Here is a 21,066-nt window from a genome sequence, read left to right on the forward strand (position 1 = left end):
AAATAAATAAAATTCACATTATAGTCAATAAGTTAGAAGTTAACAACTAAAACTCGCAATCTATAGAGACGTGATTATAGCACTATGAATAGCTTAAAATGCACAACTATAGAAAAGTTAAGTACTAAGCCATCGCTAAGGGTGAACCTCAAGCTGACTCACCCTTAGCTTAATTGGCTCCGGATATAAAAAAACAACGCTATCAGGTTGACAACAAAAAGAATGGAGACGAATCTTCAACGTAAAAACAGTGAAAATATCAATTTGACATCACTTAAGACAAAATCATCAAATTTCGCATATATAAGACTACTTTACTGCATCACCAGAACCACTACCTGTTACAGTCATTAAGATATACTTGAAATAATTTTTGATATTCAAAGTATCTATCATCTGCTTATCAGTCTCAGCTAACAGCTTTGGCGTTGACATATCAATATTTTGAACTTGAGCTAATCCTGTCACTCCAGGCTGAACATTATAAACTCCTAACGCATCACGCTCAACAATCAACTCATGCTGGTTAAATAAGTTGGGCCGCGGGCCAACCAAACTCATCTCACCTTTTAATACATTAATTAGCTGTGGCAGTTCATCAATTTTTGTCTTACGTAAAAAACCACCAAACTTAGTGATCGAAGCATTGCTTGCAAGATGACTCGCAACAGACGCGGTGTCTTTACCCATAGTTCTAAACTTAATCAACTTGAAGGGTTTCTTATCCTTACCAACACGAGTTTGTATAAAAATAGGCGAACCGGTATCAAATAAACCGATAATGGTAACAAAAATTAATAAAGGCCAAAGCAGTAAAAGGCCAAAAAAAGCAATCAAAAAATCTAAAATTCTAATCATTTATTAGCTTCCTTTAAAGTCTGCATTGCTTGCTCCATGGTATAAGGTGGCTGCCAGCCTAATATTCTCTGAGCATCGCTAGAATCAACTTCGAGATTACCTAATAGCTGATCAGCCATGGTTGATTTACCAAGTAATTTTGCAACTAAATGCATAAAACTAACAGGAATAGGTAACTGAATAACTTTTTTGCCCAAACCTTTAGCAATAGCGTTAGTGAAATCTTTGGTCGAAATTGATTTTCCATCAGAAGCTAAAAAGGTTTTACCAGCAGCTTTAGGATGAGTCGCACAAGTAATAAGTAAATCAGCAAGATTTTGTACAGCAATAAAATCACGTTTATTAGCAGTTAATCCAAAAGGTAAAAAAGGCAATTTTTTGACTAATTTATCTAACGAACCAAAATTACCTGGTGCATTAGCACCATAAACAAGTGTGGGTCTAACAATAACAACCTCAAGCCCTGTTTCAGCTGCAATTTTTTTAAGTCCTACTTCAGCATCATATTTAGATTGAGCATAAACACTATGTGGATGTGCTGGTGAGTCGACAGAAAATGGGGTTGCTTTTGTCGATGAACCATTAACCCCTATTGAACTGATAAATACAAAACGCTTAGCGCCAGCTTGCCGAGCTTGTTTAGCAAGCTCAATGGTACCTAATGTATTGATCTGCTGATAAGATAATTCATCACCTTTAGCCACATGTGCAAGTGCAGCGCAATGAATTATCACATCAATATCACCAAAAGCCATTGAGTAATCAGCAGCACCGTCAATTTTACCAATCACATGGCTTACATTAATCGCAGAATTAGCGGATAAGCTAACTGTTGCACGCCGACCAAAGGTGCGAATTGCCAAGTCAGGTAGTTGTATTAACTGCGTTAAAATTGCATCACCGACAAAGCCAGTAGCACCAGTTAACATAATCATGTGTCGCCTCAAACTTAAAATAAATTAAAAATTAATACAAAAGACAATGCAGCTCTGTCGCGCAATCTACGCCTTAGCTTGTTAAGATGACACAACAAATATAAGTTACCTAAATAACCTTGATTTAAACCATATTTCACAACTGGCAAATGCTGCAACTCTAAATACAGGGCAATTTGGGTGACCTGATTACGATACCACTTACTTTTTATCATTTGCAGACGTTTTCCAGCCGCTACCAAACTATTATTAGTGCCAACCTGATTATTCGCATGCTGCCGATAACGCATCGTGGGTTCAGGGTCGATAAACCAGTGATATCCATGAGTTCGTGCAAAAGCATAAATCAGCCAGTCATGTAAAGCTATATCATCACAAATTAGTTCGTAGCGTCCCAGCAACCATGTTTTAAATTTTATGGCCACTTCTCGCCTAAACACATAGGTACAACCTGGGCCTGCAGCTTCAAATAAAAAATCCCACTTGCGTTGAGGTTGAGCTTTGTCAATCAATACCTCACGACCATCCTCCCAAAAGGCAGCAACATTGGCGGAGTAACAATCATATTGCTGTAATTTTTCTATTGCCTTAGATAGCTTAGTCTCAGCCCAAATATCATCTTGGTCGCTAAACGCTATGTAGTCATAATGAGTAAGGTCGGTGTCTTTAAGCAAACGATAAAAGTTTTTACCAGCTCCTCCAAATCGTTCACCATAAGGTAATAAACTAACATTTGGATATTTATCAGCATAACTGGTACAAATTGCTAAAGTAAAATCACTACTTAGATCAACACTAATAACGACATCAAGATTAACGATGTCTTGCCGCAAAATTGTATCCATTTGTTTTATAATAGAAAAATCACCATTATATGCAGCCAGCAGAACACATACCTTCTTCATAAATTCAACCTACTACCTACTACCTACTAATAATTAACTTACCCAACAATAATAAAAAACCTTGTTATAAGATCACGTAACAAACCTGATTTATAAACTGAGAGTTCCGTTGCAGATTGACTACGTTGAAAAAAACTGGCTTTATAATAATCGTTAAAAAAAGATAAACGTTTGACTGCAGAATCATCCATTAAAGCTATTTCTTCAGGTGATAATTGAGAATAAAAATGTTGAAGCTGAACAATAGCCCTATGAAAATTGACCCATGATTTTTTTGCCTTTATAAAAAAACCACCCCATCCATTGGATACACTAGCCCCAACAGCATTATTACTATGCTGTCGATATTTAACCAATGGCTCATTAATGACAAATACATTAGAATACATTGAAGAAAAAATTAATGCCCACCAATCATGCATCATGACTTTATCGCTATTTATCGGAACAATTCTGTCGATACATTTACGATTCAAGAGCATAGCACATCCTGGAGCTACGTTTTGAAAATAAAGATTTGAAACATTCCGCCCCCAATCAAAAGGTATTTTTTCATTTTCGAAAAAAGTACAACCTAATGAATTAAGGTTTTCATCAACGAGAATTAAGTCAGAATAGACAACACCTGGAGCATTAGAATCTAATAATTTAGCCTTTTCATAAAATTTTAATATTTTATCTTCAAACCAAACATCATCTTGGTCTGCAAACATTACAAATGGCGCAGTTGAAATACTCAAACCATAAGCGAAATTTCCAACGGGACCTTTCATTAACTTATTATCGAAAACTTGGATCTTATTGTCTTTAAATTTACTAACAATTTCTTTTGTTTTATCACTAGAAAAATCATCAGTTATAATAACTCGACCAATTAGATGACTGTAGCCATTACAATTAACAATTGATGCAAGTTGCTCTTCTATGAATTCAGCCCCATTATAACTAGCCAAAACAATATCTATGCACTTAGTAGCTAACAAATCAACACCCCTTTACTGAAACTATTCAAACTTCAACGCTAAAACTGATTTCATTTTTTAGAACAAGCCCTTAAAAAAAGCATTAATAAGTATATTATGATAAAAGTTATAACCGAAGAATATATTTTTGACATTAACAACAAAATATCAGTATAAATATAAGTTAGATCAAAGAACACGCCTACAAACAAAACCAGACCGAATACCCTAAGTTTTTGTATTAAATAGTATAGATTATTCCTAATAAAAAAAAATAAAAAACCAAACATAACAGATAGGAAATATTTAAAGTACGACGACACTAAAGAAATCACTATTGGTAACTGTCCGTTAGGCCCAAAACTGACCAAATCCTCACCAGTAACTGCAGAAACCAACTGCGAACCAAGTGGAAACTCTTGTTCAATAAACCTGAACATTCCAAGAAGAGGTGAAAGTAAATAAAAGATCAAATTGATTGATTCCATTTCTTTCACTAAGTCATATTGATACCAAAAAAAGAATGAATCACCAAAAGCAATCATCCTTATCATGAGTAAATTTAGAAGTGCTAGAATGCTATTATCGCCCGATACAAAAAATAAAACCAAAAAAACAAAAAAAATAGCTAGTATCATAATTAAATAAGATACTTTCCGGATAAATCTAGCGTTTAAATTATTAAAATCCGTAACCCCTACGAGCCCACAAACTAAAACAACAGCCAACAATGAAGATTTAGAGCCCATAGATAACATAATTAAAATTGAAAAAAATAAAATTGTAACCAAAATAATTTTTCGAACTATGCTATTTTTTAAATATGTAATACAGAACAAAGAGAAAAAAACACAAAACAAAGGAATAACAAAGTGTATATACCTAACAATACCGAACCCTTCTTCGTACAAAACAGATTTAGCTCGATCCGGATTTTCAGAGAACAATGGCACACCACGAATTAACCAAAGAGAAATAGTTGAAAATGCTAAAACAAAAAAAAATACATAAAAAACTTGAAAGTCAAATGACTTAGTTCTCATCAAGATTGTACTATGCAATTGATGAAGATCTATTTTTTTAAAAAATAATGCAGGAATCAAAAAACAAAGATTGATAACACTTATGTCAAAAAGATAAAAGTAATTATCATTAACATAACTAACCATGAGCACTGTAGACCAAGAAAAACCATTAAAAAAAACGAACATTACCAATGGATCAAAAATACTATAAAGATGTTTTTTTACTATTAAAAACTGTAAAATGAAAAAGAAAAAAGAAAAATTCAAGTATAACCACAGATGATTATCTATAATGCTTCTGGCAAAATCAACTAACAATCCCATTTTTTAGCCTATAAGGTATTAAGAATAATTGAATGCGCTCTGTCACTTCAACAGTTTACTTAAAAATCTATTACAAAATAAAAAAATTAACTGTTCTGGATATTTGATAATATTAACAATTTTCTTCTTATCATTTCTTTCTAAAATACGAGAGAAATATACAGAACGTTTTTCAAAAAAACTTATGCAATCTAAAGTTAAAACAAGATTAGCACACTTAACAAAATCATTCGCAATAGATACAGGCAACTTACCAACTGAACTAACGCCATTTGTTCCATACTTTATAACTTTTTTATTAAAAAAATGAATGTTATATCCATTATTTAATATTTTTAGATAAAATGGGTAATCCTCAACAAGATGGAAGTTTTCATCAAAAAAACCAACCTCATCAAATATGCTGCGGCGATAATAAGTAGATGCACCTGATATAATATTACCACCAATTGCGATTCTCCTTAAAAGGGTCATTTTATCTTTAAAAAACTTTAGATCTGTTTTACATGGAAGGGGAGGTTGCTCAATGCCATTGAACATCGGAACGCGTAATCCCGTTATAACCAAATCGTTAGTCTTTTCAAATTCAGCAACTATATCATTAACTGTTGCATTATAAAAAAACTCATCATCTGCAGACAATGGAACAATAATATCTCCGCTTGATTTTTTTATGGCGTTGTTAAATGACGCTACAGTTCCAATGTTGTGCTTATTAACGATTATTTGATAATCTAATCCTGTATCATTCAAAAGAGAACTAACATAATCAACATCAAAATCATCAGTTCCATCATCAACAATCAAATATTCAATTTGATATTTTTGATCAACAATTTGATTGGTTACAGATGCAATCGCCTTATCTAATAGCCGCCAATTTTTGTATGTGAGAGTGATAATTGAAATTTTATCAACATGCATTATTTCGCAAACCTTTTGACAGCAAAAAGTACAAAAAATAAATATATAGTATAATTTATCGCATAGGCCATGTTTGCCCCCATCACACCATGAATTTGAACTAACCCATATGTCAAGGCTACAAAGCTAATGGTAAATACTATTTCAGTACCCATAAACCACTTTGTTGCGCCACGAGATAACATAGGGTAAGCATAAAGCCAGGCCGTAATTTTAATCACATCGCCAGTTAACTGAACCGCAAAAAGATCACGAGCACTGCGAAATGCTTCAGTAAAAAGTAATGAAATTACCACATCACGTAATATATATACACAGAGCGCCATGGTAGCTACTATGGGGATAATTATACGTGCAGTTTTATGAATCTCACCAATGATGGCCTCAACTCCAACCAAGGATGAAAGCCGTGGTAAATAATAGGTACCTAAAGCTATAGTAATCATACTAAGATAAACTTCAGAGATCTTCCATACGGCTTGCCACTGACCAGCAGCATCCCAACCGACATGACCGATTAAAATATTACGCACAAAAATGAGCGATATGGGCACTGTTAAAGCACTGGTAATCGCCATAAGCATATATCCACCGATAGCCTTTCGAGCCTTGCTGTCGGTAGCTCCCCACCAATAGCAGAGCTTAAACCATGGTTGACGCAGGTTAAACATTAGCATCACTACACCAATTAAGGCCGATTGTACTGCCGCAGCTAATAAGGCACCTTGAATATTATGCAGTACAATCATGGCTAACATCACACAGCCAGAAATTAACGCTGACATCATACCGAGGCCGATATAACGGCGATATAACTGCTGACCGTTAATCACTGAATTGCACAGGGTGCCAATTACTGAGAGTGGTAGCACACACACAGTTACCATTACTAACCAGCTTAATTCCACATTTTGAAATAACAAAGTGGCAATATGTGGGGCAAAGAATAAACCGCAAGGGATAGATATCGCTGAAATAAAAAGCACCCACTGCAGCGAAGCACGCCACCAAGGCGCACAAGCATCAAAACCTTGATCTTTATTTTCGGCGGTAAAACGCACAATCCCGCTACCGACTGGTGCATTAACAATACCGTTCAGGCTAGCCACCATGCTTTGCACCTGACCCAGCATAGCAAGACCTGTTGGACCTGTATAAATTGCCACAACCTTAGCTATTACAAATCCAATTGCTATTTTGAGTAAAGTTAACAACCCTGTCATGGCGGTGACTTTGAGTAAACGCTTCATCCAGCAAACTCGTTTACAGCATCAATTAATTGTTTAATCGCTGCGTCACTCATGGTGGGGTCGAGCGGAATAGAGAGCACCTTTTGGTGAATCTGCTCGGTCAGCGGCAATTGTATTTCGGCATATTGGCGATAAGCCTGCTGCTTATGCGGTGGTATCGGGTAGTGAATTAAGGTTTGAATGCCGTTAGCCGCCAAATGCTGTTGTAAGGCTTCACGATTTTCACAACACACCACAAACAAATGCCAAACATGCGCGAGTTCTTCATTCACTTGTGGCAGTGTAATCAGCGGGTTGTTAATATGATCACGATAAGTTTGCGCAATCTGTTGGCGACGGGCGGTTTCAGCTTCTAAATGGCGTAATTTAACGCGCAGCATAGCAGCTTGTATTTCATCTAAACGGCTATTCAAACCTTGGTATAAGTTCTCATATTTTTTATGCGAACCATAATTACGTAAGGCTTTTAATGTTTGGGCCAATTCATCATCATTGGTGGTAATAGCACCAGCATCCCCTAACGCCCCTAGGTTTTTACCAGGATAAAAGCTAAAACCAGCCGCATGACCCCAATTACCGGCACGTTTACCGTTAATTTCAGCACCGTGTGATTGGGCGCAGTCTTCTAGAACTAATAAGTCAAACTCTGCTGCAAGCGCCATAATTTCAGGCATAGGAGAAATTTGGCCATATAAATGCACAGGTAAAATGGCTTTAGTATTGGATGTAATTGCTGCACGCACAATCGAAGGATCTAAATTAAATGTTGCAGGATTGGGTTCAACCAACACAGGCACCAGATCGTTTTCTGTAATAGCGAGTACTGATGCAATATAAGTATTAGCTTGGACTATGACTTCATCACCAGCTTTGAGTTTGCCTAATTCCTTCCAGGCACGCAGAGTAAGAATTAACGCATCTAAGCCATTGGCAACACCAATGGCGTGTTGAGTACCACAATAAGTTGCGAATTCAGATTCAAATTGCGTAAGTTCGTTGCCCATAATGTACCAACCTGAATCTATAACTCTTGCACAAACTTCCTTCAAATCTGATTGATATTGTTTATTAATCGCTTTTAGATCTAAAAAATTTATCACAATAATTCTCTTCTAGTGCAAAATAATCAGTTTGTTTAATTTTATAAGCTCAGTTCAGTCAACCACTTTTCGACTTCATGCTGAGGATAACCACGATGGAAATGAGTTCGCCATGGATAAGCTTTACGACCACTACCATCTTTCAAGTTAATTTTATTGATCGGACAGATAGGCTTAGCCGGATTTCCAGCAACAACCCAACCTTCATCAACGTTCTTACCAACAATACTACCTGCACCGATTAGAGTATCAGATGCTATTTTTACACCAGGTAGGATAACGGACATAGTAGCAATTACGGCAAAATCATTTATTTCACAACCAATAAGTACTTCACTTGGAGGGTGTGGGTCATTAGTTAGTACAACATAAGGGAATATCCAAACATAATTACCAATTTTAGATTTATTACCAATATGTACATTACTATGACATTTTACATAGTCACCAATTTCACAATGCCCCTGTATATCTCCCAACGTTCCAATTTGGAAATGCAACCCAGCTTTAGTTTTTTCTCTAACCGTTACTCTATGACCTGTAACTAGATTATTACCAAAAGTAGAGGATTTATAAAAAATACTGTGACTTCTGATATAAGAATTTTCGCCTAAAACTAAAGGAGCATCATCGCAAAATTTATTTTTCACACCAAGCTCACAAAATGCCTCTATTGTAGAGTTATCCCCGATAACTACATCATCATGAATAATAGAATAAGGCCCAATAGTAACATTCTCCCCTATAACAGCCTTGTTACTTACTATTGCCGCAGGATGTATTTTAGAAATCATAATATATCTCCAAGATGGATTAATAAGTATAAAAACCTTGGCCAGATTTGCGTCCTAATTTATTTGCACTTACCATTTTTTGTAAGAGATAAGAAGGTCGATACTTTGAATCACATGTTGAAGAATATAATGCATTCATAATTGATAGGCAGACATCATTACCAATTAAATCAGCAAGTGCTAAAGGTCCGAGAGGATGATGCGCACCGAGCTTCATAGCAGAATCAATCTCTTCGACTGTGGCAACTCTACTTTCTAAAATGCCAACAGCCTCATTGATCATAGGAATTAGAAGTCTATTGACAATAAATCCTGGACTATCCTCAACTCGAACAGGTGATTTACCGACTTGAATACAAAAATCCCAACACCGACTTACAGTATCTTCTGATGTGAGCATGGAAGGTATGACTTCTACCAATTCCATATTAGCTACTGGATTGAAAAAATGTAGCCCTATAAATTTTTCTGGATGGGAATAAGAAGCGGCCATATCAGTAATAGATAGACTAGATGTATTAGTTGCCCAAATAGTCTCAGCAGTTATATAGTCATCATACTTTTTTATTATAGATTTTTTCGCATCAATACTTTCAACTATAGCTTCAAAAACCAAGTCAAATTTTGAATTTAAACTTAATTCAGTAACAACATTGAATCTAGATGTTACATCATCAAAATCAATATTAACTTTCGTGCGGCGAGCAAGTTTAGTTAATGCTTTCATTACATTATCTTGAGTTACTTTAGCTGTCTCTAGATTGCGGACAACTTGGGTTACATTCAGTTTGTTAGATAACAGCAAAGTTGCGACACCCTGCCCCATGACACCTGAACCAATAATCAAAATACTATTAAACATTATTTTTCTCTTTTAAAAATACTTGATAATCTCGAATATAATCTGATTCATCATATAATTGGTCTGCTAATACCATTAGTACACAATCATCTGAAAAATCGTACATTTCTCGCCACATAAATGACTCGACCAATAAACCTTTAGCAGGATTATCGAGTAGCACCTCTACCTTCTCTTTACCGTCATCCAATACAAAACGACAAGAACCACGCACGACAATTGCAACTTGCTTAAGTGTCTTGTGTGCGTGATAACCACGGCGAACCCCCTCTTTAGTATTAAACAGGTAATACACGCGCTTAACTGGAAAGGGGATATTGATACCTTCTTCTAAGGCTATTAGCGAACCACGATCATCACCATGCGCTTGGAGAGGGATGAGTTTAATTTCCATGTACAAGTTCCTGCTTAAACATTGAGAAAGTTTGTGCTGACACATCTTTTTCTGATAATAAAACGTCCTGAATAGGCCATTGAATATTTAAATCTGCATCATTCCAGCAAAGAGCACCTTCACTTTTTTTATGATAGTAATTAGTCGTTTTATACAAAAACTCCGCCGTCTCGCTTAAGGTGACAAAACCATGGGCAAAGCCTTCGGGTATCCACAATTGGCGTTTATTCTCAGCAGAAAGATGCACCCCCACCCATTGACCAAAGGTTGGCGAACTTTTACGAATATCCACTGCCACATCGAATACTTCGCCAACAACACAGCGCACTAATTTACCTTGTGCATACGGTGCTAATTGATAATGTAGACCACGTAATACCCCTTTACTTGATTTTGAGTGGTTATCTTGTAAAAAGTTAACTTTATAACCAACTGCACATTCGAATTGCTGCTGGTTAAAACTTTCAAAAAAGAAACCACGTTCATCCCCAAAGACAGCTGGCTCGATGATTTTAACGTCCGCAATGCTTGTATCAATAACTTTCATTTATGAATACTCTTTAATTCGTACTAATGCTGCTTGCCAATCGCTTTGCTTAATACCAAATGCATTATTAATTTTGTCACAATTTAAACGTGAGTTTGCAGGGCGTTTAGCTGGTGTTGGATAGTCTAGTGTTGTTATTGGATTAACTTGAATAGGTTGGACAAGTACATTTTGCTCCAATGCTATTTCAAATATTTTTTCTGCAAAAGTATGCCAATTGACATGAGGGAAGCCAGAAAAATGATAGATGCCATAAGCATGGCTATCTCGTGCTATTTGCTTTGAGATAGTGAGTATGGCATTTGCTATATCACCCGCATAAGTAGGGCCGCCAAACTGATCGGCAACAACACCTAAAGTATCTCTCGTTTTAGCAAGGCGTAGCATGGTTTTGACAAAATTATTCCCGTGCTCACCAAAGACCCATGCAGTTCTCAATATCAAATGTTTAGGACAAACCTGAGCAACCGCTTGTTCACCTGCTAACTTACTACGACCGTACTCACCTTGAGGAGCGGTCGCATCAGACTCTGTATAGCTCTCAGCACTAACGCCATCGAAAACATAATCGGTCGAAATATGAATGATAACGGCATTGATTTTATTTGCCGCATGCGCAAGATTATGTGGACCGTCTCTATTAATAGCATTGGCTAACTCACATTCTTGTTCAGCTTTATCTACAGCGGTATAAGCTGCTGTATTGATGATTATATTAGGCTGAAACTCGCTGACAATTTTATCAACTTGAATTGGGTCGGTGATATCAAGCTCTTCACGACCTAATGCTAAAAACGTTAGCTCAGTCTGTGCTTCGAGAAGATCGACTAAACATCTACCAACCTGGCCATTCTTACCCGCGATTAATATTTTCATACTTAAACCCCGTTAGCTAAACGATCTAAGTATTGACCATAGTTATTTTTCATCATTGGCTTGGCTAATTCTGTGAGTTGTTCTGAACTTAACCAACCGTTACGCCACGCGATCTCTTCAAGGCAAGCCACTTTGAGGCCTTGTACATGTTCTATTGTTTGAACAAAAGAAGACGCTTCATGCAAACTTTCATGTGTACCTGTATCTAACCATGCAAAACCGCGACCGAGTAACTCCACATTCAAGTTACCCTTGGTTAAATACATTTCATTTAAGGTCGTTATCTCTAACTCGCCGCGATGTGACGGCTTAACTCGCTTTGCCATTTCGACAACACTGTTGTCGTAGAAATATAAACCTGTGACAGCATAATTTGATTTTGGCTTACTTGGTTTTTCTTCTATCGATATGGCTTTCATGTCGTTATCGAACTCAACCACACCAAAACGTTCTGGGTCTTTGACTTGATAACCAAACACAGTAGCTCCTGATTCGCGCGAAACAGCATTTTTGAGTGTTTTTGAAAAAGACTGACCATAAAAGATATTATCGCCGAGCACTAAACAAACGCTTGAATCGCCAATAAATTCTTCACCAATTATAAAGGCTTGAGCTAGACCATCAGGTGAAGGTTGTACTGCATAGCTTAAGTTAATACCAAAATCAGAGCCATTACCCAGTAAGCGACGAAACGCCTCATTATCTTCTGATGTTGTAATAATTAATATATCTCTAATGCCGGCTAACATAAGCGTTGATAAGGGATAATAAATCATCGGCTTATCATAAATCGGCAATAACTGTTTTGATACCCCGCGAGTTAATGGGTATAAACGAGTACCAGAGCCCCCAGCTAAAATAATTCCTTTCATAGTAAAATCAGTTCCTAGAAAAATAGGCCCTAGGTATCAAACACTAGAGCATTAAATAAAATAAAATAAAATAAAATAGATTAAATGCCTAACCGCTCGCGTTGATAAGTGCCATCTTGTACGTGTTGGCACCACTCTTGATTGGTTAAATACCATTCAATGGTTTTACGAAGGCCTGTTTCAAAAGTTTCTTCTGGCTGCCAATTTAGCTCACGACTCATTTTGGAAGCATCAATAGCGTAACGGCGATCATGGCCGGGTCTATCAGTTACATAGGTAATTTGATCTGCATAAGGCGTGGTTTTAGGCACCAATGAGTCTAATATGCTACAAATAGTTTGTACCACTTCTAGGTTTTGTTTCTCGTTATGCCCACCAATATTGTAGGTTTCACCAATTTTACCTTCAGTAACGACTTTGTATAGTGCACGTGCATGGTCTTCTACATATAACCAATCGCGGATCTGGTCGCCTTTACCATAAATAGGTAATGGCTTGCCTTCTAAGGCATTAAGGATCACTAGTGGGATCAATTTTTCAGGAAAGTGATAAGGACCGTAATTGTTTGAACAATTAGTCACTATGGTAGGTAAGCCATAGGTTCGTAGCCAAGCTCGCACTAAGTGGTCACTCGAAGCTTTAGAGGCAGAATATGGGCTGCTTGGTGCATAAGGCGTTGTTTCAGTGAATAGCGCTAATTCCGTGCCTGACAAAACCTCATCTGGATGAGGTAAATCGCCATAAACTTCATCAGTAGAAATATGATGAAAACGAAAGGCTTTCTTTGCTTGGGCAGATAACTCGTTCCAATAAGCACGTGTAGCTTCTAGTAGTGTATAAGTACCAACGATGTTGGTTTGAATAAAATCTGATGGGCCTGTGATTGAACGGTCTACATGTGACTCAGCGGCCAGATGCATAACTGCATCTGGTTGGTGCTGCGCAAATACTCTATCAAGTTCTGCTCTGTCACAAATATCAACTTGCTCGAAAACGTATCTTTCATTTTTGTCTACGCTTACAAGTGACTCAAGATTGCCTGCATAAGTTAATTTATCAACATTAATAACCTTATCTTGAGTATTACTGATGATATGACGAACGACCGCAGAACCAATAAAGCCTGCACCACCGGTGACAATTATTTTCATTATTTACTACCAAAATTGTTGAATTTAGCCATAGTAAATGGCCGATATAGAATAACAAACACAGGAGTTTTTCACTTTTGTATCTCAGCCTTTCAAAACAGTCTGAGACATTTTTATCTATTTTGAGACAGTCGACTTGTCAACATTCCTTGTAAAAACTATTTTTACTGTTTTTCTTGGAACAGCCCTAATAGACTCTCAATGTCAAAAAATGTTTCAATCTTCTTTTCTAACAAAATATCTAATCAACACAAACATAACTCCTAACAGACCACCAAGCATAATGCCTAATACGCAAATTAATGCACGTTTCGGCTTGGCCTTTTCTTCAGGTGATAATGCAGGGTCAATAGTTTTAAAAACATATTCTTCGCGCACTTCAGCGAACATAATGGTTTTGGCTTGTTCTTCTACTAGCTTATACAAAATGGTTCTGATGTCTGCCACATTAGTTAAAGCAATTTGTTTATTTAAAAATTCACTACTGCGATTTGCTTCTGCAACATCACGCTCCTTCATCACTTTATTAATATCTTGAATTAACCAAGCAACCCATTGTTGAGCAACTTCTGGTGATAAATGCTCAACTGAAATAGTAACCATGCCAGTTTCTTTTGCTTTATTAACAGCAATCATTTTGCTGAAGACTTTATAGGCCTCCTGCATAGAAGGCTCGGGCTTAAATGGTGCTTTAACTTCACGTACCCAGATATTAGTTTGCTCATTATAAAGCTTAGGATCGTAAATTAACTGATCAGTATCCCTATCCCATTTTTCGGCGGCCATTAAATCGGCGAGAATATTGTGCCTTTGAATAAAATCACTCGTAAATTGACGTGACTTTAATACCTCAATGGCTAATTCAGTTTTATCTGCACCGCCCTTAGCGCCTAAATTTACCCCAGCTAAGCTGGCTAAGCCGCCAAACTGCGATGCTAATCCACTTAAACCACCGCCTTGCTCTTCAGATGCGGGGGCTAATAAAGCTTCGGATTTATAGATATTGGGTTGTTTTATAGCAAAAATAACCGCACCAATCGCGAATACAGCTGTAATAGCAATAATTAACCATTTGCCTTGCCAGATGACAGAGAATAATTCACGAAGATCGATTTCGTCATCGCTTGTGATTTGAGGGAATTGCGCATCTGTTTTATATGCATTTGGATTTTGATTTTGAGTAATGTGTGTGTTCATTGGTTCTTCAGATTCAAGATTCTAGTACGCAGCGAGAGCGCTGCGCTTCTATAAGGGCAAAAGCTAAAAGCAGAGCGGGCTACGCTCTGCTAGATTCTAGCGCCTAGAGCCCTGAGATTACAGACACTGCAATAGCAGTATTGTAGATAATGCCAGTGACTTGACTCCAAAGCGTTAAGTTGTCTTTATATTCAGTATCTAATGGTACAACTATGGTATCGCCAGGTTCCATGGCACTACCACCACTAAACCACATCGAAGATTCGGGCATTTGAACTGAGCCATCGGCCCTTAAAATATATGAGCGTGATTCATCGGCACGTTTACGTGCGCCACCAGATAATGCTAAATATTGGTCGAATGTTAAACCTTGCTTATATCTATGTGTGCTTGGGTGCTGTACTTGACCCATAACTGAAACCGTTTGATTGGTTGATGGGATGTACAAGGCATCTGCATCTTCAAGCGTGAGGTTAGCACTATCTATCCCCAATTCAATGGCATTAATATCAACGACTAGTCGCCCCACAGTTTTGACATTCTCAAGCTGATTTAACATCAGCTGCGCATCGTTATAGCCAATGGTTGGTGTATCTTTTGTCAACGCTTTAGCAGCAATTTCACGGCGTAATTCATCAGCAAGTTTTGATAACTCAAGCTGCTCTTTATCTTTTACTGACTTACGTAAAAATACAGCACTGCGAGGAGCTGCATCGCTAGTCAAACCACCTGCGCGAGCAAGGACTTCCTTGAGGCTTTCACCACGTTGAATACTGTAAGTACCGGGGAATTTAACTTCCCCTTTGATAGTTATCCAACGATTCTCCTGCCAATCAGGAAGTGTACGTACAGTTAGAATGTCGCGACTCTGCAGTATGATATTTGCAGCAGGATCATTTTGCATTACGTGGTCTAAACTCAGCTGAACATGCTCAATAGACACTCCATTCTGCTCAGAAATATTTTGACGTGTTAATTCTGCCGCAAGTGTGTAAGCTCCTTCCTCTAAACCACCCGCAGCGATCAGTAACTCTTTAACATCAGCATTGATTGTAATTGGATATTGCCCAGGGAAACGCACGTTACCATTGATGTTAACTAACTTAGCTGCATCGCCAAAACGGCTTTGCTCTCTAAGCTTTTGAATTATTGGCTTTAATAGTTCTTCGCGGTCTGAATAGTCAAATACAATTATTGAATCGCGTGGTTTTAGATTTGGATTATAGTGTGATTTGGGCTCACCGATTGCTCGTCCGAGCGCTATACGCTCAACTTGAATATCGCCACGTTGGTTAATTTCACGAACAAGTAACGCATAATCTAAATCAGCAGAGATGGTGAGGTCACCCCAAATTGAAGGGAGTAAATCAGCAACCGTTAAACCTTTATTCCATTGATATTTACCTGGACGAACGACTGCACCAGCGACAGTAATCGCATTATCGATACGATTTGAAGCCGATCTTACGTTTAAGAGGTCACCATTTCTAACTAAGGTGTTTAAACCACTATTTTCTGTTAAATCGACACTGATTACTGTTTTAACTGATTCGTTACTATAACGTTCAACAGTGCTGGCTTTAGGATAAGCGCCTGGATTTAAACCACTTGCCATGCGAATGACATCGGCAATTGTTTCATTATTTCTGAGCTCATAGATTGCAGGACGACGTACTTCACCCATCACACTCACAGAACCACCTGAAGATGGAATGAACACTACATCACCCGATTGTAAACGAATATCCCCAGAGGCATCGCCACGCAGTAGTAAATCATACAGATCTAGGCGACCTACGGTTTTACCTGCTCGTTTAATTTGTATGTCACGCAAGCTACCAATTTGATTCACACCACCGGAAATAAATAATGCTTGAGTGATCGTTGATAAACTAGAAACAGTGTAGGAGCCTGGTTGAAAAGCATCACCAGCAACAAAGATACGAATTGACCGTAATTCGCCCATTGTGATATTTGACTCTATGCCAATCATACTTTGGCTAATTTTTTGCTGTAACAATTCGCGTACTTCTGAAAAACTCAAACCAACAAGCGATATTGGCCCTAAACCCGGAAATTGAATTGCTCCATCACGACCAACCGTTAGCGTGTACTGGCTATTCTCTTTACCAAACAACTGAACATTTAAGCTATCACCTGGCCCAATCATGTACTCAGCAGGCACTGGCACATCGCTAACTGGTGCAAAAGTGCTTGGTGAACCCGCAAAGAGATCGTAACCAAAACGCTTTAGTTGATTTTCTTTCTTGTCTTCAATAGCTTCAACCTTTGCCTCTGACTTCGTCGCCTGGTTTAGCTGGTCACTTTCAGATTGGTCAACTACATCATTATTGGCAGCACGTGGAGTCACCACAGTTGGATTTTCAACTACTGTTTGAGCAGCTGAACCACCAGTGATCATCGAAGGGTCAACGCCATATTGACGTGCTAGCCTTTCTTGTTCTGACTTAGGTAAAGCTTTGAACTGCTCGATCATCTGTGGAGATGGCGTAATGGCATTAGCCTGCGCGCCCATCAAAATCGCGGTACTTATGCCTAGTATGATGAATTTTTTGACTTGTCGTAGCACCAGATATCTCCGTTTATAAAAATGAGTCAAAGCTTATTATTGGATTTTTAGAGGTAAAACCTGAGTTTTACATTCAAACACTCGGCAATCAAACGCCATTTAGAGTGTACAAAAAACTAACGATTCTTTGGGGTCAATGTTGGATTGTTTACATCATCAAGCAGCTACGGTTAATCGTACCATGGCTGAATAAAGGTAAAATTGGACATATTAATGGCTATTGAGGCTCCCTGCATTACCCATTTAATGAAGTTAATGAAGAAACTGTTTTTCGCTAAATATATCCCTATATACCTGCCAGTTCGGTATCCGTATCTCTCGTTCGAGAGATTAACCTGCGGTTTCTCACCTTTCAGACACGCTACCGATCCGCGTGGCGGCCCGAGGCCTTCGGCGTCCGCTTAACGAATGAAACTTTTCATTCGATGCCTTTCAGACACGCTACCGCCCATAGATTGCGGCTTCCATATTGCCCTTCGCGATGCGAAAATTCATATTTTTCATTAAAATAAAACAGATTTACAACAATAGTTAAGCTCTATTCTCATCCAATTTTATGGTGTAACTAAATCTAGTTACGTTAGTAAAACACCTTAACCATAGGATGCTCAAGATAAGAGCTTATATTCTAACTTTATGATTACGGAATCTTACTTCAAAGATTCACTACCGATAGAACACTTAATGTTCAAACAGCCTGTTTTAAGGTCATACCTTAACAGATCGCATTTTAAAAAATGTACAAACAAAGCTTAAACAAAACCAACTAGCTGATTTTTATGTAAATACTAAACGCCTTGTCACTTTGGTAAATATTTTACTAACTTCAAGAATGGCTAATATCTTACAGAATACTCAGCATTACTCCTACAAATGACTCCTACAAACAGGTTTGTACTTATGCACTTAAATACAAATTCGTTCCACACTTTGCTGTGGTACAGTAACCGTCTTTATCTGCCCCATAATGTTAAAAAGAACATGGCAACGTTTGTTTGGGCATTTTTCTTGAAAAATGCCTTCGAGATCAACAAAGGGGCCATCTGTAAAACGAATTTTTTCCCCCATTTTCAGCTCTAATTCTTCGGCTAATACTGTTTGGGAAGGCGTTAGTTCTTTCATGCGAATGGCATGGATAATTCTGTCGTCAATGGGCGTCATTTTCTCTTGACAATTGACGATTCGATTAACGCCACGAGTAGAATGGACCTGCCTGACACTTGTCTGACTTGGGTCAAAATTGATGAATAAATAATTAGGAAAGAGTGGTACACGACAGACTTGTTTGCGCCCGCGCTGAGATTTCTCTTCAGAGACCATAGGCAAATACGTCTCTAAATTTTGAAGTGCTAAGTTTTGTTGTGCTCTCGCTTCACTACGAGGTTTACAATACAAAAGGTACCATGCCTTCATAAGCTAATCTCACTACCCTATAAATAAGTGATGTCCATTCACGGGTCGCAATCATAGCAAAGATGCTCAAGTCGGTGGAAGTAATTTTTCGACTATTCCAGTCTCTCGCTCGGTATGCATACAATGACGCTCACATTAACTAATTCATAATTAAAATCACAACACTATACTGCTGATAATGTCACCACTTAGCTTACCAAAATTGACTTTGGTTGCTTTTAAGGGGTATATAAGGTGGGATTTTAGCGAAAATACTCATTTTACTGCTAAATACATTACTTTTATTATAAGAACGTAACAATAACCCATACGTAACTAGCGGTTATTCAACAATTAATGAATGCTATAGCGCGAATTAATGGTTGATTAAACCTGCAGGCGATATTGGGACGAGCAACAACCATTTTTCTGTGGTGACATCATCCTGTTTCAGGGGCCCACAGGCAATCACGAGCTTAAGGTGGAAGACTTCATGAGCGTAGCAAAACCACAAGGAACGATGCTTGGGCATCCCAAGGGATTGTTCCTGCTGTTTACAACAGAACTTTGGGAACGATTTAGTTATTATGCAATGCGTGCCATTTTGGTGCTGTATTTAGTTGATCAGGTGGGTAAACAAGGCGGTGGCGGCTTAGGATTTAGCCAAGCTGACGCTTTATCCTTATATGGTACTTTTACTGCGTTAGTGTATTTAACGCCGCTGATTGGTGGTTGGTTAGCTGATAATTTTCTGGGACAGCGCAAAGCCATTTATTTTGGTGGTGCGTTAATGGCGGCTGGCCAATTTATGCTAGCTGCGCCTCATGCTTGGTTTCCAGGTATTGAAACGACAATTTTTTATATCGGTTTAGGTACCCTCATTCTGGGTAATGGTTTGTTTAAGCCGAACATTTCCACTATGGTGGGCGATCTCTACGAGGAAGGTGATCACCGTCGCGATGGTGCATTTACTATTTTCTATATGGGAATCAATTTAGGTGCGGCATTATCCGGCTTTATTGTTGCTTGGGCTTATACTAGCTTTGGCCACACTGAAATGGTTAATGGCCAAGAGGTTTTTGTTAATAACTGGCAGGCAGGTTTCTTCTGTGCTGGTATTGGTATGCTGCTATCGCTGGTGATTCAATTTTTATTTGCTCAAAAACTGTTAGGTAACATTGGTACCGTGCCAGCGGCCAAGCTGGAACGTGAACGCCAGGCTAAGCTAGGCAATACCCGTAAAGAACCACTTACTAAAATTGAGCGTGATCGTCTCAAGGTGATTATGGTGCTGGGTTTGTTCACGATTATTTTCTGGGCGGGCTTTGAACAAGCGGGCGGGTTAATGAACTTATTTACCAATGAGTTTACTGACCGTTACATAGGTACTTGGGAAGTGCCCACGACTTATTTCCAATCGCTAAACGCTATTTTTATTGTGTTATTTGCCCCTGTAATTGCTTCTATCTGGATCCGTTTAGGTAAAAATGAACCTAACTCGCCAGTGAAATTTGCCTTAGGTTTGTTCTTATTGGCGATTGGCTTCTTGTTCATGATTGGCGCTGTGGTTGAGATGGGTAGCGATCCTACAGCTAAATCAAGCATGTGGTGGTTAGTGGGTGCTTATTTCTTCCATACTATGGGTGAATTATGTTTGTCACCTATTGGCTTGTCTATGGTGACTAAGCTTGCTCCACTGCGTATTGCCTCTTTGATGATGGGCGCTTGGTTCCTGTTTATTGCGATGGCGAACAAGGTTGCAGGGGTCGTAGGCTCTTTGATTGGTCACGGTGGTGGCAAAGAGGAACAACTTGCTAATGCTATGTCAATTTTTGCTGGTATCGCGATTACAGCGGCTCTGTCTGGCGTGATCCTGTATTTTATGGCTGACAAATTAGTCGATTGGATGCATGGCGCAGAAACCAAGCATCACACTGAAGCCGAAGCCTTAGAAAGTGAAATTGCAGTGACGGCTGAACATGAAGCGATAAAACGTTAATAATCCTGTTCGACTGTTTTTGATTGTTAAAACAAAACGCCTTACTCGCAAGAGTAAGGCGTTTTTGTTAAGTCATCTATTCAGTTACATACTCAATTTCGCCAAAGCG

Annotated in this window: 19 protein-coding genes; 1 reads left to right on the forward strand and 18 read right to left on the reverse strand. The window is 38.2% G+C overall.

The window, feature by feature from the left end; genetic code table 11:
* Positions 1 to 309: 309 nt before the first annotated feature.
* The 18 genes from L5M11_RS00630 to rfaH all read right to left on the reverse strand — a co-directional run bounded on the left by L5M11_RS00630 (position 310) and on the right by rfaH (position 18,979).
* Complete coding sequence (locus tag L5M11_RS00630; RefSeq protein ID WP_263191017.1) at positions 310 to 858, reverse strand: sugar transferase; 549 nt, start codon at positions 856 to 858, stop codon at positions 310 to 312.
* Positions 855 to 1,793: an NAD-dependent epimerase/dehydratase family protein gene (locus L5M11_RS00635; protein WP_263191018.1), complete on the reverse strand. Its 939-nt coding sequence runs from the start codon at positions 1,791 to 1,793 to the stop codon at positions 855 to 857. Before L5M11_RS00635 ends, L5M11_RS00630 begins: the two co-directional genes overlap by 4 nt.
* Before the next feature lie 14 nt (positions 1,794 to 1,807).
* Positions 1,808 to 2,698, reverse strand: a complete 891-nt coding sequence (locus L5M11_RS00640; RefSeq protein ID WP_263191019.1) for a glycosyltransferase — start codon at positions 2,696 to 2,698, stop codon at positions 1,808 to 1,810.
* A 38-nt stretch (positions 2,699 to 2,736) separates the two neighbouring features.
* Entirely contained in the window at positions 2,737 to 3,681 is a 945-nt protein-coding gene (locus L5M11_RS00645) for a glycosyltransferase family 2 protein (RefSeq protein WP_263191021.1), read from the reverse strand.
* A 50-nt stretch (positions 3,682 to 3,731) separates the two neighbouring features.
* Entirely contained in the window at positions 3,732 to 5,009 is a 1,278-nt protein-coding gene (locus L5M11_RS00650) for a hypothetical protein (RefSeq protein WP_263191023.1), read from the reverse strand.
* Positions 5,010 to 5,051: 42 nt separating this feature from the next.
* A complete protein-coding gene (locus tag L5M11_RS00655) occupies positions 5,052 to 5,933 on the reverse strand; it encodes a glycosyltransferase (RefSeq protein ID WP_263191025.1) in 882 nt (293 codons plus the stop codon).
* Entirely contained in the window at positions 5,933 to 7,183 is a 1,251-nt protein-coding gene (locus tag L5M11_RS00660) for an O-antigen translocase (RefSeq protein ID WP_263191027.1), read from the reverse strand. Before L5M11_RS00660 ends, L5M11_RS00655 begins: the two co-directional genes overlap by 1 nt.
* Positions 7,180 to 8,283, reverse strand: coding sequence for a DegT/DnrJ/EryC1/StrS family aminotransferase (locus L5M11_RS00665; RefSeq protein ID WP_263191029.1), 1,104 nt, complete (start codon positions 8,281 to 8,283; stop codon positions 7,180 to 7,182). The genes L5M11_RS00660 and L5M11_RS00665 overlap by 4 nt, the downstream gene beginning before the upstream one ends.
* 41 nt (positions 8,284 to 8,324) lie before the next feature.
* A complete protein-coding gene (locus tag L5M11_RS00670; RefSeq protein WP_263191031.1) occupies positions 8,325 to 9,077 on the reverse strand; it encodes an acyltransferase in 753 nt (250 codons plus the stop codon).
* Positions 9,078 to 9,096: 19 nt separating this feature from the next.
* Entirely contained in the window at positions 9,097 to 9,939 is an 843-nt protein-coding gene (locus tag L5M11_RS00675) for a 3-hydroxyacyl-CoA dehydrogenase family protein (RefSeq protein ID WP_263191033.1), read from the reverse strand.
* The gene (locus L5M11_RS00680) at positions 9,932 to 10,333 is read right to left on the reverse strand and encodes a sugar 3,4-ketoisomerase (protein ID WP_263191036.1); all 402 of its coding nucleotides are present in this window, start codon (positions 10,331 to 10,333) and stop codon (positions 9,932 to 9,934) included. The genes L5M11_RS00675 and L5M11_RS00680 overlap by 8 nt, the downstream gene beginning before the upstream one ends.
* Entirely contained in the window at positions 10,323 to 10,880 is a 558-nt protein-coding gene (gene rfbC, locus L5M11_RS00685) for a dTDP-4-dehydrorhamnose 3,5-epimerase (protein ID WP_263191039.1), read from the reverse strand. Before rfbC ends, L5M11_RS00680 begins: the two co-directional genes overlap by 11 nt.
* Positions 10,881 to 11,756 carry a dTDP-4-dehydrorhamnose reductase gene (rfbD, locus tag L5M11_RS00690; RefSeq protein ID WP_263191040.1) on the reverse strand — a complete coding sequence of 292 codons (876 nt, stop codon included), beginning with the start codon at positions 11,754 to 11,756 and terminating at the stop codon, positions 10,881 to 10,883.
* A 2-nt stretch (positions 11,757 to 11,758) separates the two neighbouring features.
* Entirely contained in the window at positions 11,759 to 12,628 is an 870-nt protein-coding gene (gene rfbA, locus L5M11_RS00695; RefSeq protein ID WP_263191042.1) for a glucose-1-phosphate thymidylyltransferase RfbA, read from the reverse strand.
* 80 nt (positions 12,629 to 12,708) lie between these two features.
* On the reverse strand, positions 12,709 to 13,779 hold the full coding sequence (gene rfbB / locus L5M11_RS00700; protein ID WP_263191044.1) for a dTDP-glucose 4,6-dehydratase: 1,071 nt from the start codon (positions 13,777 to 13,779) through the stop codon (positions 12,709 to 12,711).
* Between the two features lie 216 nt (positions 13,780 to 13,995).
* Positions 13,996 to 14,976: a Wzz/FepE/Etk N-terminal domain-containing protein gene (locus L5M11_RS00705; RefSeq protein ID WP_263191046.1), complete on the reverse strand. Its 981-nt coding sequence runs from the start codon at positions 14,974 to 14,976 to the stop codon at positions 13,996 to 13,998.
* A gap of 103 nt (positions 14,977 to 15,079) precedes the next feature.
* Positions 15,080 to 17,566: an SLBB domain-containing protein gene (locus L5M11_RS00710; protein ID WP_263191047.1), complete on the reverse strand. Its 2,487-nt coding sequence runs from the start codon at positions 17,564 to 17,566 to the stop codon at positions 15,080 to 15,082.
* Positions 17,567 to 18,472: 906 nt separating this feature from the next.
* On the reverse strand, positions 18,473 to 18,979 hold the full coding sequence (gene rfaH, locus L5M11_RS00715; RefSeq protein ID WP_263191048.1) for a transcription/translation regulatory transformer protein RfaH: 507 nt from the start codon (positions 18,977 to 18,979) through the stop codon (positions 18,473 to 18,475).
* A 472-nt stretch (positions 18,980 to 19,451) separates the two neighbouring features.
* Between rfaH and L5M11_RS00720 the strand changes: the two genes are divergently transcribed.
* Positions 19,452 to 20,957 carry a peptide MFS transporter gene (locus L5M11_RS00720; RefSeq protein WP_028761163.1) on the forward strand — a complete coding sequence of 502 codons (1,506 nt, stop codon included), beginning with the start codon at positions 19,452 to 19,454 and terminating at the stop codon, positions 20,955 to 20,957.
* Positions 20,958 to 21,066: the final 109 nt, after the last annotated feature.

It is taken from the genome of Shewanella sp. SM87 (genome assembly GCF_025653705.1).
Lineage (GTDB): Bacteria > Pseudomonadota > Gammaproteobacteria > Enterobacterales > Shewanellaceae > Shewanella > Shewanella oncorhynchi.

What these genes read in the sequence shown, in the direction of transcription:
- L5M11_RS00630 (WP_263191017.1), bottom strand. Translation starts at nt 858, where the DNA reads ATGATTAGAATTTTAGATTTTTTGATTGCTTTTTTTGGCCTTTTACTG.
- L5M11_RS00635 (WP_263191018.1), bottom strand. Translation starts at nt 1,793, where the DNA reads ATGATTATGTTAACTGGTGCTACTGGCTTTGTCGGTGATGCAATTTTA.
- L5M11_RS00640 (WP_263191019.1), bottom strand. Translation starts at nt 2,698, where the DNA reads ATGAAGAAGGTATGTGTTCTGCTGGCTGCATATAATGGTGATTTTTCT.
- L5M11_RS00650 (WP_263191023.1), bottom strand. Translation starts at nt 5,009, where the DNA reads ATGGGATTGTTAGTTGATTTTGCCAGAAGCATTATAGATAATCATCTG.
- L5M11_RS00655 (WP_263191025.1), bottom strand. Translation starts at nt 5,933, where the DNA reads ATGCATGTTGATAAAATTTCAATTATCACTCTCACATACAAAAATTGG.
- L5M11_RS00660 (WP_263191027.1), bottom strand. Translation starts at nt 7,183, where the DNA reads ATGAAGCGTTTACTCAAAGTCACCGCCATGACAGGGTTGTTAACTTTA.
- L5M11_RS00670 (WP_263191031.1), bottom strand. Translation starts at nt 9,077, where the DNA reads ATGATTTCTAAAATACATCCTGCGGCAATAGTAAGTAACAAGGCTGTT.
- L5M11_RS00675 (WP_263191033.1), bottom strand. Translation starts at nt 9,939, where the DNA reads ATGTTTAATAGTATTTTGATTATTGGTTCAGGTGTCATGGGGCAGGGT.
- L5M11_RS00680 (WP_263191036.1), bottom strand. Translation starts at nt 10,333, where the DNA reads ATGGAAATTAAACTCATCCCTCTCCAAGCGCATGGTGATGATCGTGGT.
- rfbC (WP_263191039.1), bottom strand. Translation starts at nt 10,880, where the DNA reads ATGAAAGTTATTGATACAAGCATTGCGGACGTTAAAATCATCGAGCCA.
- rfbD (WP_263191040.1), bottom strand. Translation starts at nt 11,756, where the DNA reads ATGAAAATATTAATCGCGGGTAAGAATGGCCAGGTTGGTAGATGTTTA.
- rfbA (WP_263191042.1), bottom strand. Translation starts at nt 12,628, where the DNA reads ATGAAAGGAATTATTTTAGCTGGGGGCTCTGGTACTCGTTTATACCCA.
- rfbB (WP_263191044.1), bottom strand. Translation starts at nt 13,779, where the DNA reads ATGAAAATAATTGTCACCGGTGGTGCAGGCTTTATTGGTTCTGCGGTC.
- L5M11_RS00705 (WP_263191046.1), bottom strand. Translation starts at nt 14,976, where the DNA reads ATGAACACACACATTACTCAAAATCAAAATCCAAATGCATATAAAACA.
- rfaH (WP_263191048.1), bottom strand. Translation starts at nt 18,979, where the DNA reads ATGAAGGCATGGTACCTTTTGTATTGTAAACCTCGTAGTGAAGCGAGA.
- L5M11_RS00720 (WP_028761163.1), top strand. Translation starts at nt 19,452, where the DNA reads ATGAGCGTAGCAAAACCACAAGGAACGATGCTTGGGCATCCCAAGGGA.